This window comes from Pararhizobium mangrovi, from assembly GCF_006516965.1.
GTDB lineage: Bacteria > Pseudomonadota > Alphaproteobacteria > Rhizobiales > Rhizobiaceae > Pararhizobium_B > Pararhizobium_B mangrovi.
In genome coordinates this window covers 25,913-38,376 of sequence record NZ_VHLH01000005.1, presented here as the reverse complement: position 1 = coordinate 38,376, position 12,464 = coordinate 25,913, and the positions used below count along the sequence as shown (strand labels likewise).

The 12,464-nt window shown below is 62.6% G+C and carries 11 protein-coding genes, 1 tRNA gene and 1 pseudogene; 3 read left to right on the top strand and 10 right to left on the bottom strand.

The window, feature by feature from the left end:
- Positions 1-65: 65 nt before the first annotated feature.
- From FJU11_RS04215 to rfbC, 3 genes are all read right to left on the bottom strand, one after another.
- A complete protein-coding gene (locus FJU11_RS04215; protein WP_141165778.1) occupies positions 66-1,418 on the bottom strand; it encodes a DUF2793 domain-containing protein in 1,353 nt (450 codons plus the stop codon).
- A gap of 98 nt (positions 1,419-1,516) precedes the next feature.
- Positions 1,517-2,581, bottom strand: coding sequence for a dTDP-glucose 4,6-dehydratase (gene rfbB, locus FJU11_RS04210; protein WP_141165777.1), 1,065 nt, complete (start codon positions 2,579-2,581; stop codon positions 1,517-1,519).
- Positions 2,578-3,153: a dTDP-4-dehydrorhamnose 3,5-epimerase gene (rfbC, locus tag FJU11_RS04205; protein WP_141165776.1), complete on the bottom strand. Its 576-nt coding sequence runs from the start codon at positions 3,151-3,153 to the stop codon at positions 2,578-2,580. Before rfbC ends, rfbB begins: the two co-directional genes overlap by 4 nt.
- Before the next feature lie 154 nt (positions 3,154-3,307).
- On the opposite strand from rfbC, the gene rfbA reads away from it, so the two are divergent.
- Entirely contained in the window at positions 3,308-4,189 is an 882-nt protein-coding gene (rfbA, locus tag FJU11_RS04200) for a glucose-1-phosphate thymidylyltransferase RfbA (RefSeq protein ID WP_141165775.1), read from the top strand.
- 92 nt (positions 4,190-4,281) lie between these two features.
- A tRNA-Gln gene (locus FJU11_RS04195) sits at positions 4,282-4,355 on the top strand.
- 426 nt (positions 4,356-4,781) lie between these two features.
- Here the strand turns inward: FJU11_RS04195 and FJU11_RS18550 are convergent.
- The 7 genes and pseudogenes from FJU11_RS18550 to FJU11_RS04160 form a co-directional block, all read right to left on the bottom strand.
- Positions 4,782-5,205 (bottom strand): annotated as a pseudogene (locus FJU11_RS18550) (IS481 family transposase); the annotation flags it as partial.
- Between the two features lie 308 nt (positions 5,206-5,513).
- Positions 5,514-6,173 (bottom strand): RraA family protein, encoded by a 660-nt coding sequence (locus FJU11_RS04185; protein ID WP_141165774.1) that lies wholly within the window; start codon positions 6,171-6,173, stop codon positions 5,514-5,516.
- A complete protein-coding gene (locus FJU11_RS04180; protein WP_141165773.1) occupies positions 6,173-6,913 on the bottom strand; it encodes a FadR/GntR family transcriptional regulator in 741 nt (246 codons plus the stop codon). Before FJU11_RS04180 ends, FJU11_RS04185 begins: the two co-directional genes overlap by 1 nt.
- 62 nt (positions 6,914-6,975) lie before the next feature.
- Positions 6,976-7,794: an SDR family oxidoreductase gene (locus FJU11_RS04175; protein WP_141165772.1), complete on the bottom strand. Its 819-nt coding sequence runs from the start codon at positions 7,792-7,794 to the stop codon at positions 6,976-6,978.
- A gap of 16 nt (positions 7,795-7,810) precedes the next feature.
- A complete protein-coding gene (locus tag FJU11_RS04170) occupies positions 7,811-9,349 on the bottom strand; it encodes a tripartite tricarboxylate transporter permease (RefSeq protein WP_141165771.1) in 1,539 nt (512 codons plus the stop codon).
- 6 nt (positions 9,350-9,355) lie between these two features.
- A complete protein-coding gene (locus FJU11_RS04165) occupies positions 9,356-9,826 on the bottom strand; it encodes a tripartite tricarboxylate transporter TctB family protein (RefSeq protein ID WP_141165770.1) in 471 nt (156 codons plus the stop codon).
- Positions 9,827-9,850: 24 nt separating this feature from the next.
- Positions 9,851-10,825 carry a tripartite tricarboxylate transporter substrate binding protein gene (locus tag FJU11_RS04160; RefSeq protein ID WP_141165769.1) on the bottom strand — a complete coding sequence of 325 codons (975 nt, stop codon included), beginning with the start codon at positions 10,823-10,825 and terminating at the stop codon, positions 9,851-9,853.
- A 406-nt stretch (positions 10,826-11,231) separates the two neighbouring features.
- Here FJU11_RS04160 and FJU11_RS04155 point away from each other — a divergent pair, with 406 nt between their 5' ends.
- Positions 11,232-12,431: a TRAP transporter substrate-binding protein gene (locus tag FJU11_RS04155; RefSeq protein ID WP_181408036.1), complete on the top strand. Its 1,200-nt coding sequence runs from the start codon at positions 11,232-11,234 to the stop codon at positions 12,429-12,431.
- Positions 12,432-12,464 lie beyond the last annotated feature (33 nt).

The following is a 12,464-nucleotide window of genomic DNA, read 5'->3' as shown; positions in this document are numbered from 1 at the left end:
GTCATGGTGGATTTTTCACGACGTTGCGCGTCGGCAGATCGCAATTCGGGCGGATATCTTTCGCCTCAAGGGATCACTGCCACTACGCTGATCAAGGTAACGCTCAGCGTAAGAGGTCCGCTTTCGTCCTCGCGCACGAAGATGAGGTTCGTGTTCGAGATGGGGGAGGGGCTTGTGCAGGGAACGAGGACGGTGCCGGTATTGAGGGCGCCGGAATCGAAGCTCCAGGTTTCCAGGAACGAGCCGCTTTCGGCGGTGGGCGAGACGGCGATGCCGGCGCGGGTGTCGACACCGGCAATGCCGGTCTTGAGCAGCAGGCCGCTCTGGCGGAAGGTCGCACCGAAGGTGCGTTGCATCATCGGTGCGATGTCGACCGAGATCCCGCGCCGCGGGGCGATGTCCTTCGGGTCCCCGATCTGCAGCGTATCTCCGGCCGACCAGCCGGAAAGATCCGCGGCGGAAGTCGCGCGCAAGGTTTTGTCCGTCGGTGCGGCTTCGATCCAGGCCGATGCGTACGGGGTGCGGCTCATGTTCCACACGCGCACGCGGGAAACGCCGTTCATCCGGTCATCGTCGAAGAACAGTGCCGCCTTGCCAGCGTCGAGCGTGATCGTCGCGTCGGCGATCGCGACGATCGTGACGGTCCTCGAATTCTCGTTGCGAACGGCATCGTTGCGGTAGATGGAGACTTCGCCGTCGCCGCCCGGCGTGAAAATCAGGCCGCTGAGCGGTGCTCCGCTCGGTACGTGCTTGAGCCCGTTCGGAAAGCCGACCCGACCCGTGGCGGCTTCGGCGACGAGTGCGCTCTTCCATGCCGCTCCGTCCGGGCTGACCTTGACCTGCCAGTCGTCGCTGCCGGCAATGCCGAACTCCGCGCGACCCGAATAGCCGGTCTGGAAGACGAGGGAGGCCGTGTCCTCGGATGCCTTCTTGTTGACGCTCAGGCGATGGTCGCCGCTTGCATGCCCGCCCTCCTCATGCGTCAGGAGGCTGGCAGCGCTGCGCACGGCGAGGCGGTTGGTCTCGTCGGCCGCCGTGTTGATGCCGAGCATCGGCAGCGTGTCGCTGCCGCCGATGCCCGCTTCGATCCAGGCCTCGCCGTCATAGACGACGAAGGTGGATTGCGCCTCGACCCAGGCGAGCCAGCCCTTTCGCGCGGTGTAGAAGGACCAGGCGCCGTCCTGCCAGGCGGCGACCGCCTTCTCGTGGCCCGCCCAGGCGCCCGTCGCGTCTTCGCCGACGATGTATCTCGCGCCGTCGTCGACGCTGCCCGCCTCGGGAGGGGCGGTTCGACTGGCTTCGACGACGCGAAGCTGGACAAGCGCGTCGAGCATGCGTAGCGCCTCGTTGTGGGTCACGTGCTTCTGTGCCTGGGACGGCATCAGATAGGGAAGGGCGAGGCTCGGCGTGGTCTCCATGGCGAAAGGCTCCGTCGCGTTCGAAACGAGGGAAGCCTATCGTACCGCCACGGGTCGGGGATCGCGGCGGCGCCGTGCGAAGCCGCTGCTGTCCGATATTAGCCGGTGGTCGTCCGGCCGAGCCGCTCGCCGGAATAGCGCCCTTCGCGGATCGGGCGCCACCAGGCTTCGTTGTCGAGATACCAGCGAACCGTGCGCTCGAGCCCGCTTTCGAAGGTCTCCTGCGGCTGCCAGCCGAGCTCGGCCTCGATGCGTGATGCGTCGATCGCGTAGCGCAGATCGTGGCCGGGACGATCTTCGACGAAGCGCACGAGCGTGCGTCGAGCTTCCCCGCTTTCGGGTGGCTTCAGCCGGTCGAGCGTGTCGCAGATGGCATGGACGACGTCGAGGTTCGAGCGCTCTTCCCGACCGCCGACATTGTACGAGCGGCCCGGTTCCCCCTTCGTCGCGATCACCTCGAGCGCCCGGGCGTGATCCTCGACGTAGAGCCAGTCCCGCACGTTCTCGCCGCGTCCGTAGACCGGCAACGGCTCGCCGTGGAGCGCATTGAGGATCGTCAGCGGAATGAGCTTTTCGGGAAAGTGGCAGGGGCCGTAATTGTTCGAGCAGTTCGACAGAACCACCGGCAGACCGTAGGTCCGGTGCCAGGCGATGGCGAAGTGGTCGGAGGCCGCCTTAGATGCCGAATAGGGCGAGGACGGGGAATAGGGCGTTTCTTCGCTGAAGAGCCCGCCGCCGAGGTCGAGCGCGCCGAACACCTCGTCGGTCGAAACGTGGTGGAAGCGAAATGCCGCGCGCCGTTCGTCCGGCAGATCGGCATAATAGGCGCGGGCGGCTTCGAGAAGCTCGAAGGTGCCGACGACATTGGTCGAGACGAACGTGCCCGGACCGTCGATCGAGCGATCGACGTGGCTTTCGGCCGCAAGATGCATGACGATGTCGACGGCATGCGTGTGCATGATTTCAAGCATGCGCGGGCGGTCGCGGATGTCGGCATGCTCGAAGCGATAGCGTGCGTTTCCAGCGATCGCTTCGAGCGATGCGGGATTGGCCGCGTAGGTCAGTGCATCGGCGTTGACGACGTGGTGTTCCGTGTTCTCGATCAGATGCCGGCACACTGCCGATCCGATGAAGCCGGCGCCGCCGGTGACGAGGAACTTCATGTCTGCAAATCCCCGATGCTGAACGGAGACCCGGCTTCGGCAAGCGTCGGCGCTTCGCTATCCTTGTCGGAAAGGACCGGCGCGTTGCCACCATTCGGCCAGTCGATGGCGAATGCCGGGTCGTCCCAGCGGATCGAGCGGTCGTGCTCGCGCGAATAGGGAGCGGAAACCTTGTAGAGGACTTCCGTGTCCGCTTCGAGCGTCAGAAAGCCGTGGGCGAAGCCTTTCGGCACGAGGAGCTGGTTGAAGGCCTCCGCCGAAAGCTCGCGGCCGACCCACTGGCCGAAACTCGCCGAACCTTCGCGGATGTCGACGGCGACATCGAAGACGCGGCCCTTCAGGACGCGCACCAGCTTGTCCTGCGCGAAGGGGGGCGCCTGGAAATGCAGGCCGCGCAGCGTGAAGGGCTCGCGCGAGAGCGACTGGTTGTCCTGCATCCAGTCGATCGTGATGCCGGCTTCGCGAAAGCGGTCCCGATTGAACGTTTCGCCGAAGAACCCGCGCGGGTCGGAAAAGCGCCGCGGTTCGAGCTCCAGAACCTCCGGAATGGCCGTCGGGCGGATTTCGAGCACCGTGTTCTCCTCGAGCTTGCGTTCGTGATCGCTGCGAAACCGGCAATGGCCGATCGCGAGGCCCGCTGTTATCGCCGACGGCGGAGACTGGCAAGTCTCGCCGATTTCCCATAAGGGTTGTGCCGGCAAGCGAGGCAGTGGAGACGAGGTTCCCATGAAGGGCATCATTCTGGCAGGCGGCAGCGGAACACGGCTTCATCCGATGACGCTGCCGATTTCCAAGCAGCTTCTGCCGGTCTACGACAAGCCAATGATCTACTATCCGCTGTCGACGCTGATGTTGGCCGGGATCCGGGATATCCTCGTCATTTCCACGCCGCACGACCTGCCGCTGTTCAAAAAGCTGCTCGGCGACGGCGAGCGCTGGAACATCCGCCTGAGCTACGGCGAGCAGCGCGAACCGAACGGGCTGGCGGAAGCGTTCATCATCGGCGAGGAATTCGTGGCCGGCGACCCGTGCGCGCTCGTCCTCGGCGACAACCTCTTCTACGGAAACGGTCTGACGCCGATGCTTTCGCGTGCGGCGACCCGAATCGAGGGTGCGAGCGTCTTCGCCTATCATGTCTCCGATCCGCAGCGGTACGGCATCGTCTCCTTCGACAGGGAAGGACGCGCGACCTCGATCGAGGAGAAGCCGGAACGGCCGCGATCCCAGTGGGCGGTGACGGGGCTTTATTTCTACGACGGGCGCGCGAGCGGTTTCGCGCGGAGCCTGCGGCCATCCGCGCGCGGCGAACTCGAGATCACCGATCTCAACCGAATCTATCTCGAAGAGGGAGCGCTTTCCGTCGAGCGCATGGGCCGGGGCTTCGCATGGCTCGACACGGGCACGCCGGATTCCCTCCTCGAAGCGGGAGAGTTCGTCCGCATGCTGGAACACCGGCAGGGTTTCAAGATCTCCTGTCCGGAAGAGATCGCCTTTTCGCAGCGCTTCATCGACGTCGACACGCTGCGCGGACTGGCCGCCGACCTCGGCAAGAGCAATTACGGGCGCTACCTCGCATCGGTCGTCGAGGAGCACGAATCCGTTATATGACGGCGACGGGGTCCAACTTGTCCGCCACGCGAAGGTTTGCTAAGCGACTTTCGCCGGAACGCGGTCCGACGGATTGAATCCGGTTCGGATGGTGGGGCGTAGCCAAGCGGTAAGGCATCGGTTTTTGGTACCGTGATCCCTGGTTCGAATCCAGGCGCCCCAGCCACGCTGGATTAACCTCCTGAAGTTCATGAGATGCCGATGCCAGCTGGGGCGAATTCTGCTCCCGCTGGTACACACGGCTGGGACACCCTCGCGGAACACGCGGGGTGCCGGACGGTGGGACTTGCATGGAACATCACCCAATGCGGCGCCATCTACTACTGGCGCAAGCGTCTGCCGCCCGGCGTGGTCGACCCGCATCAGGCGACCCCATGTTAAGATCAGTCTCGACACCCGCCGTCCCGAAGAGGCGCGCTTCCTCACAGTCGGTTTGAACGCCAAAACTGCCGAGATTGCGATGAGCTCTGTTCCTACTCTTACGCACGACCAAGTCGGTCAGATCTTTCGGCAGTCCCGCGATGACCATATATAAAAGCTCGCAGTTCTTATGAATTTCGAGCGGGCGGAGCAGGGCGTAGCGCGGCGGAAAGGTGAACTGGATGCCATTCTCCGTCAGGACGGTATGGATCCTGTATGGCACGGCGGCGACCAGCGCTTTCAGGAAGGCCGAAGCCGTTACCCGGTTGGCGCTTTTCACCAAGTGCACGAAGGCGAACGTGCTTGTGCGGTCGATTGCCACATAAGGACGGAGCTTGCCTTCGCAGTTCGGACTTCAGCAATGTCGATGTGGAAGTAACGATCGGGTATGGTGTGAACTTCGGTTCGATGCTTGTCGCCGTCGAGGTCGGGTAGCCGGCTGATGCCGTGGCGCTGCTAGCAACGGTGCAGCGCCGAGCGGATTAGGTAGTGGACTCATAAGTTCTGGCCAATTCTCTCAAGCGCTCTTCTCTATGCTGTATCGCTCGACGGATGACCTCCGTCGTCCGGGCGCTCGTGTGTAGAACCTGGCTTATAACGCCTCCTTCCACTCGCGTTTGGATGATGCACCATCAAAGCCTGAGATCAACACATCGCTCCGCAAATCCCACTTGAACGATATGCCGACACACAAGCCTGTGCATTCAGCGACCGCAAACGGATTAAAGTGCTCGGCGCCTTGGCCGTAGGGAGTAACATCCACTTTCGCGTCGTTGTCGTTGAAGGCGGCGACGCATTCACCGAACTGGCGCTTTAAGACATCGCTGGATCGATACGAGACAAGCCATCCCGCAGGATCTCGACGCCGGTTGTCGGGCCGTTGGCGTCGAAACTGTCGATCTTTCTAAATCTGCCACACGCTTTGGAGGGCTTCGCCATCCAGGATGCGTTTCTGCGCTTCGGCTTCGCCCCTGCCGCCTTTTTCCGCTTCGTCGGCGATCGTCGAGACGAGGTTCTTGGCGATAACCACGACGCCGTCGATGTCGGCGAAGATCACGTCGCCCGGCATGATCTGGATGCCGGCGATGCGGATCGGCACCTGGGCTGCCACGGGCTCCTTGCGTCCCGAAACCGAAAGCGGGCTCAGCGAAGTTCCGAAAAGCGGATAGCCGAGCTTCTTGACTTCGGCCGTGTCACGCACCGTGCCGTTGACGATCGTCGCGGCCGCGCCGCGCGTCTTGGCGCCTGTCGACATCAAGCCGCCGGTGCATGAACCCGGGCTGCAGGAAGCGTCGACGACCAGCACTCCACCCTTCGGGCAATGGTCGATGGCGTAGTGATAGGTGTCCTGCGGATGATCGCGCCGGTTGCTAGGCGCGAAGAGCACCGTCACCGCCGGGCCACATACCACCTGGCCGGGTTCGAGGTGCCCGAAGAGCGAAATGCCTTCCAGATAGCCGAAGGCGCCGTGGCGTTCCATACTGTCGTGAATGTCACCGGAATACCATTTCGACAGTCGCGAGATGGAGTCCCAGTCGGTATCGGAATAGTCGAAATTGGCCATCACGGGTTCCGTTCGTTCTTGATTTCGGCTTCGTCGAGCGCGACCTTCAGGTAGCGCGCACTGTTGTCGATCTGGCTTGCGAGCGATTGCCTCGCGGCGTTCGCGTCATTGCTCCGGATAAGGTCGTAGATCTCCTCGTGCTCGGCGTAGGCCGCATCGAGCGCCTTTTTCGGCACGCGGCTCGTGACACGGATGACCTCGTTGATGAGGGCGAAGAGATTGTCGTAGAAGACGCTGAGGATCTCGTTGCCGACGGAATGGACGATGCCGAGGTGGAAGGCGGCATCGCAATCGGCGAACCGTTCGAAATCGTTCCTTTCGACGGCCAGACGCATGTCGGCGATCGCCTTTTCGACCTCGGAATTGAGGTCGTGCCCCTCGTCGACGATCCGGCCTACCGCCTCCAGCTCGATCATGCGGCGTACGTCCATGAGCTGCGCGAGATAGTTCGATTTCTGCGAAAAGAGCTGCTTCACCGTGACGGCGAGGGAGCCCAGGAATTCGCCGACGTCGTCGCGCACGACCATCGCGCGTTCGCCGTGCTTGCGTCGCACGAGCCCCTTCGTCTCGAGGACCTGGATCGCTTCGCGCACGCTGCGCGTGCTGACGTTGAACGCCTTGGCGATCTCCGCTTCGGCAGGAAGCCGGTCGCCGACCGCGAGCGTGCCGGAGAGGATGTCCGCCTCGAAGCGATCGACCACGGAGACGTGCAGTTTGCTGCGTTCGAACGTGTGATCCATCGGGTCGGTGGCACCGGGGCCGGCACCGCTCCTGCTGCGCGTTTCTGTCGGAACGTGACCGGCTACCACGCGGTGAAGCCTCCATCCATGACGACGTTCGCACCAGTCATGTAGGACGAAGCTTCCGAAGCCAGAAACTGAATCACGCCGTTGTATTCGTCGATTTCGGCCTGGCGGCCCATGGGCACCCGCTCGAGAAAGGCGTCGATGAACTCCTTGTCGAAGCTCGCCGTTTTAACGCCGCCGAACGAAACGAGGTTGCAGCGAACGTTCCGCTTGGCCCAGTAGGTCGCCAGATATTTCGTCAGGTTGATGAGACCCGACTTCGACGCCGCGTACGAGATCGCCTTGACGAACGGCACGCCGTCGCGCGCTTCGCGATAGGCGTAGAGCGCCTGATTCGGCGAGACCAGACCGTACATGGAACCGACATTGATGATCGAGCCCCGTCCGGCTTCGGCCATCTTCGAGCCGATCGCCTGCGACGTCAGCATGACGCCGGTGAGGTTCACGTCGATGATTTCGTCCCAGTATTTCTGCGGATAGACTTCGAAGGGTGCGTTCTGTTCGGCGCTTCCGTCGGGCTTGGAATCGATGCCGGCATTGTTGACGAGCGCGTGCGGTACGCCGTGCTCCTTCACGAGGCGTTCGGTCGCCTCCGTCAGCGCCTCCTTGTCGGCCACGCTCGCCTCGTAGACGAGAATGCGTTCGGCGAGACCAGGGAACTTTTCCTCCATCTCCTGCGCATCGAAGGGGCGACGGCTGTAGATGGCGACCTTCGCTCCCGCCTCGGCGAGCGAACGGGAAAACTCGGTTCCAAGCTGGCCGAGGCCGCCGGTGACGACGACAAGCTTGTCTTTGACGCTGAACATGTCTTTCATTGAGATACTCCTGTGATCAGCGCGTTTCGCGCTCGGCTTCGTCCGTGGTTCCATTGGGCGCAATCGCGCGGCTTCGTCGGCGCATCAGCCATTTTGCGAGTGGGGACAGCGCAACGCAGATCACCAGCATTCCCAGGCATGCCGCGATCGGACGCGAGAAGAAGCCGAGAAGGTTACCGTCGGCGATCTGCATCGACATGATGAAGTTGCGTTCGAGGACGTGGCCGAGAACCAGTCCGAGGATGATCGGCGCAATGGGGAAGCGATTGCTTTCGAGAAGGTAGGCGACGATACCGGCGGCGAGCATCACGCCGATGTCGAAGACGGTATTGTTGATCGCGAACGACCCCACCACGCAGAAGACGAGGATCGTCGGCACGATGATGGAGCGCGGCACCGAAAGGACGTAGCGGGCGCCCCGAATGGCGACGTAGCCGACGGGGATGAGCAGGATGTTCGCGACGAAGAAGGTGATGATCACGGCCGTCAGCATCGTCGGGTTGTCGACGAAAAGGCGTGGGCCGGGATTGAGGCCCTTCATGAAAAGGACGCCGATGGCGATCGACGTCACCGCATCGCCTGGAATGCCGAAGACAAGGGCGGGGATCCAGGCGCTCGAAAGCCCGCTGTTGTTCGCCGAACCGGCTTCGATGAGGCCTTCTTCATGGCCGGTACCGAACTTTTCCGGGGTCTTCGAAAACCGGCGGGCCATGCCGTAGGCGATCCATGCGGCGAGATCGCCGCCGGCGCCGGGAAGCGCGCCGATGACCGTGCCGAGCGATACGCCGCGCACGATGCTGAAGGGGTATTTCCGGGCCGCCGCCCAGACGCCGCGAAACGGGCGGCGGACATCCGTCGTCGGTGCGGGCGGTGCGACGCCGGCATTGGAAAGACCCCGCAGGATCTCGGCGAACGCGAACATGCCGATCATCGTCGGGATGAAGCTCACGCCGCCATAGAGATCGACGACGCCGAAGGTAAAGCGCGGCTGGCCGCTCGTAACGTCCAGCCCGACGGTACTGATGAGCAGGCCGATCAGCAGCGAGAACAGGCCACGTGCGGGATCCTGTGAACTGACCATCGCCGAGGTCATCAGGCCGAGTGCCGCCAGCCAGAAGAATTCGAAACTCGAGAACTGGAGCGAGATGCTGGCAAGCAGCGGCCCGAGCAGGAAGAGGACGATTGCGCCCACCATTCCACCTACCGCGGCGAAGGTGAGGCAGACGCCGAGCGCGAGATCCGCTTTGCCCCGCATCGTCATCGCGTAGGCCTCGTCGACATAGGCGGCGGAGGCCGGCGTGCCGGGTATGCGCAGGAGGGCGCCCGGAATGTCGCCTGCCGTGATCGCCATCGCCGTCGTGGTGACGATGGCGGCAATGGCGGGAACCGGATCCATGTAGAAGGTAAGCGGGATGAGAAGCGCGGTCGCCATGGTCGCCGTCAGGCCGGGAACCGCGCCGACGAAGAGCCCGTAGATGGCCGAAAGGCCGATGACGAGCAGCACGTAGGGCTGGAAGACGATGGCGAGCGCTGCCAGGAAGGTATCGATACTCATGGTCGGCTATCGCAGGAAGGTAAGCGGGCCGACAGGTAGCGGCACGAAGAGCAGGCGCGAGAAGACGAAGTAGGAAAGAAGGACCGCACTGGCGGTTACGACGAACGCTGAGATTGGTCTCGCGCCCATCAGAAGCATCAACGGTAAGGCATAGGCGAGGCCGAAGAGCGGAAAGCCGATATCGTCGAAGAAGGCGATGCCGATGACGATACCCGCAAGGATCCAGGTAGCGCAGACGAGTCCCTTCGTCTGACCCTTCCAGTCCGAAAGATCGACCCATGCGTCGCGGCCACCGATCCTCGCGGCGCGGACGAAGATCCGGACCGAGAGGATCAGCATGGCGATGCCGATGAGCGTGGGGAAGACGTCCGGCCCGAACGTCGTGCCCGGCACGGAACCGATCCGGCGGGACGCAACGATGACGCAGATGGAAAATATGGCGAGCGCGCCGCCCAGGATACGATCGTCGAAGCGCATCCGATGGTCCTCCCCACGACCGCGTTACTTCGCCAGGCCGAGGACGGCCATTGTCTTGCTCAGGTCTTCCTCGTCCTGCTTGACGGTCTTCTTGAACTCTTCACCGTTCTGGTATGCGACGGAGAAGCCGCGTGACTTCATGAACTTGACGAAATCGGGATCCTTGACCGTCGCGGCAAGCGCATTCGACAATTTCTTCACCACGTCATCGGGAAGGCCCGCAGGACCGGCAAGCGCGCGGAAAGGCATGGGGGCCCATTTGATACCGAGCGCCTCGGGCATCGTGGGCAGATCCGGATAGGCATCGCTCTGTTCATTCGCGGCGATCGCCAGCGTCTTCGCCTTGCCCGCTTCGACGAGCGTTCGCGCTTCGGCCGGAGAGGTCGATACGACGTCGATCGCACCGGCTGCAAGTTCCTGAAGAGCGGGCGCCGACCCGTCGGACGCGACCCAAGGCGAAGCGTTCGGATCGATGCCAAGCTTGTTGAGGAGGCCCGCCCATGCAAGGTGCGAAAGGCCGCCGCGGTTGGCGCCGGAAGCCTTGATCTTGCCGGGGTTCTTCTTCACCGCGGCGATCAGCCCTTTCATGTCGTCGTAAGAAGCGTCGGCCTTGACGTTGTAGCCGATCGGGTCGGCATTGAAGCGGCCGATCATGGTAAAATCGTCCGGTCCGGCACCCCTGGTGCCTTGCGCGGCGTACATCGTCGACTCGATCGTGATGACGCCGAGCGTATAGCCGTCGGGCTTGGCGTTGGTGATGGCAAGATGGCCGATAAGACCGCCGCCGCCCGTTCGGTTGACGACGTTGAAGGGCTGTCCGAGGCGTTTCTCCAACTGTTGGGCGACGGCGCGCGCGGTCGCATCGGTACCGCCGCCGGCCGACCACGGGACGATGACGGTGACCGCCCGCTCGGGCCATTCCGCGTGTGCGGCGGTGCTCATTCCGATCGCGGCAAATGCAAACGACGCCGCAAGGGCGACGGTCTTCAGACGTCTCATGCCTTACTCCTCCCATTCGTGAACCGTTGTCTGGCCTCACCCAGCGCAGCGAACCTATAGATACGACATATGACATATGTCAAGACTGTTTTACTCATGTTCGTTCGGGAAGGCGCTGGAGATCCGCTAGTTCGGCCGGCTAGCTCTTCGAGAGGCTTACCTGGTGCGATTACCGCGCGTGTCGGAACACAGATCCCTCCCAGGCAGAGATAACTTTGTCGATATTTTCTGTTTTGTCGCAATAAAATCGATTGACGATAGGGGTAGGCGTTCATAACCTCATCGGCATTCCCCACGGCTTTGTGGAAGTCACCTCGAGTCGGCGCGGGTATCGGGCATGGTCCGACTGCAAGCTTCGTTTCGGCGAACGGTGGCCGGCTGCCTGCAGAGGAAATGGGAGGAGCCGATGATTTACCGACCTTTGGCAGCGGCCATCGTGGCGGCCACGCTGGCCCATGCGCCGGCATTCGCGCAGTCCGACGAGGCCACGCTCTCCAGCGTACAGCAGAGCGTGAAGGAGGCGATCGACTGGCGCGACCTCAAGCTCGACGATTATGGTGCGCCGAAAATCATCTATGACGGCGATCCGGTTACCATCAACTTCTCGAGCCATTTGCCGGAGCAGTCGGCGCAGGCGAAGTTCCTGAAGCAGGCCTTCCAGGTGCTTGAGAAGATGTCGGACGGCAAGCTCGTCGTGAAGGCGCGCTGGTCCGGCACGGTGCATTCGGTCAGCGAAGGTTTCGAGGCGAACCGCTCCGGTATCACCGACATGTCGGCATGCTTCACCTTCCTGAACATCACCAGTTTCCCGCTCACGAAAGCACTGTCGCTGCCCGGCCTCTTTCCCGATGCGGGGACGTTGTCGATCGTTGCCGAGCATCTTGCCGACAAGTATTTCCGCAAGGAGTTCGAGCGTCAGGGTGTCTACCTGGAGGGGATTACCGGTAGCGCCCGCTTCAACCTCTTCTCCAACCGGCCGATCACCAAGCTCGAAGATCTTCAGGGCCTGAAGGTTCGTTCGGGATCGGGGGTCAATCAGGATGTCTTCGCCGCGCTCGGCGCAACGCCGGTCAACATCTCTTCGGCGGACTTCTTCTCCGCCCTCCAGCGCGGGCTGCTCGACGCGGTGTTCACCTCCGATGCGGCGGCGAAAGCCTTTCGCATCAACGAGGCGGCGAGCGACCACACCGATACGCCGATCAACCACATGCCGCTCGAATTCTGCATGAGCCAGGCGAAATACGCTTCGCTGCCGGCCGATCTGCAGGAAGTGTTTTATCGCTGGTCGCGTCAGAAGAGTCAGGCCGAGAGCCAGCTTTCCTTCACGCTGGCGTCCGCCGAGGCGCGCAAGCAGTTTATCGACCAAGGCATGAAGTACAACGAGATTGACCCGGCCGAATTCAAACGCTGGCAAAAGAAGTTCGATCCCGTCATTCAGGAATACATCAAGGACGGTGAAGCCAAGGGCCTGCCGACGAAGCAGCTCGTCCAGGACATACGCGATCTGGTCAAGAAATACGGTCCCATGAGCCGGTCCGAGCGGATGGACAATACGATCAGCGATCCCGCGACCAAGGTGTCGCCGCTGAAGAACGCCATCAACTAGCGTTTCCCATGCATTCGTCGCCGGCTGGTCCAA

Bases quoted from the DNA above. Each gene is read 5' to 3' on its own strand.
- FJU11_RS04215 (WP_141165778.1), bottom strand. From the start codon at position 1,418: ATGGAGACCACGCCGAGCCTCGCCCTTCCCTATCTGATGCCGTCCCAG.
- rfbB (WP_141165777.1), bottom strand. From the start codon at position 2,581: ATGAAGTTCCTCGTCACCGGCGGCGCCGGCTTCATCGGATCGGCAGTG.
- rfbA (WP_141165775.1), top strand. From the start codon at position 3,308: ATGAAGGGCATCATTCTGGCAGGCGGCAGCGGAACACGGCTTCATCCG.
- FJU11_RS04185 (WP_141165774.1), bottom strand. From the start codon at position 6,173: ATGGCCAATTTCGACTATTCCGATACCGACTGGGACTCCATCTCGCGA.
- FJU11_RS04180 (WP_141165773.1), bottom strand. From the start codon at position 6,913: ATGGATCACACGTTCGAACGCAGCAAACTGCACGTCTCCGTGGTCGAT.
- FJU11_RS04175 (WP_141165772.1), bottom strand. From the start codon at position 7,794: ATGAAAGACATGTTCAGCGTCAAAGACAAGCTTGTCGTCGTCACCGGC.
- FJU11_RS04170 (WP_141165771.1), bottom strand. From the start codon at position 9,349: ATGAGTATCGATACCTTCCTGGCAGCGCTCGCCATCGTCTTCCAGCCC.
- FJU11_RS04165 (WP_141165770.1), bottom strand. From the start codon at position 9,826: ATGCGCTTCGACGATCGTATCCTGGGCGGCGCGCTCGCCATATTTTCC.
- FJU11_RS04160 (WP_141165769.1), bottom strand. From the start codon at position 10,825: ATGAGACGTCTGAAGACCGTCGCCCTTGCGGCGTCGTTTGCATTTGCC.
- FJU11_RS04155 (WP_181408036.1), top strand. From the start codon at position 11,232: ATGATTTACCGACCTTTGGCAGCGGCCATCGTGGCGGCCACGCTGGCC.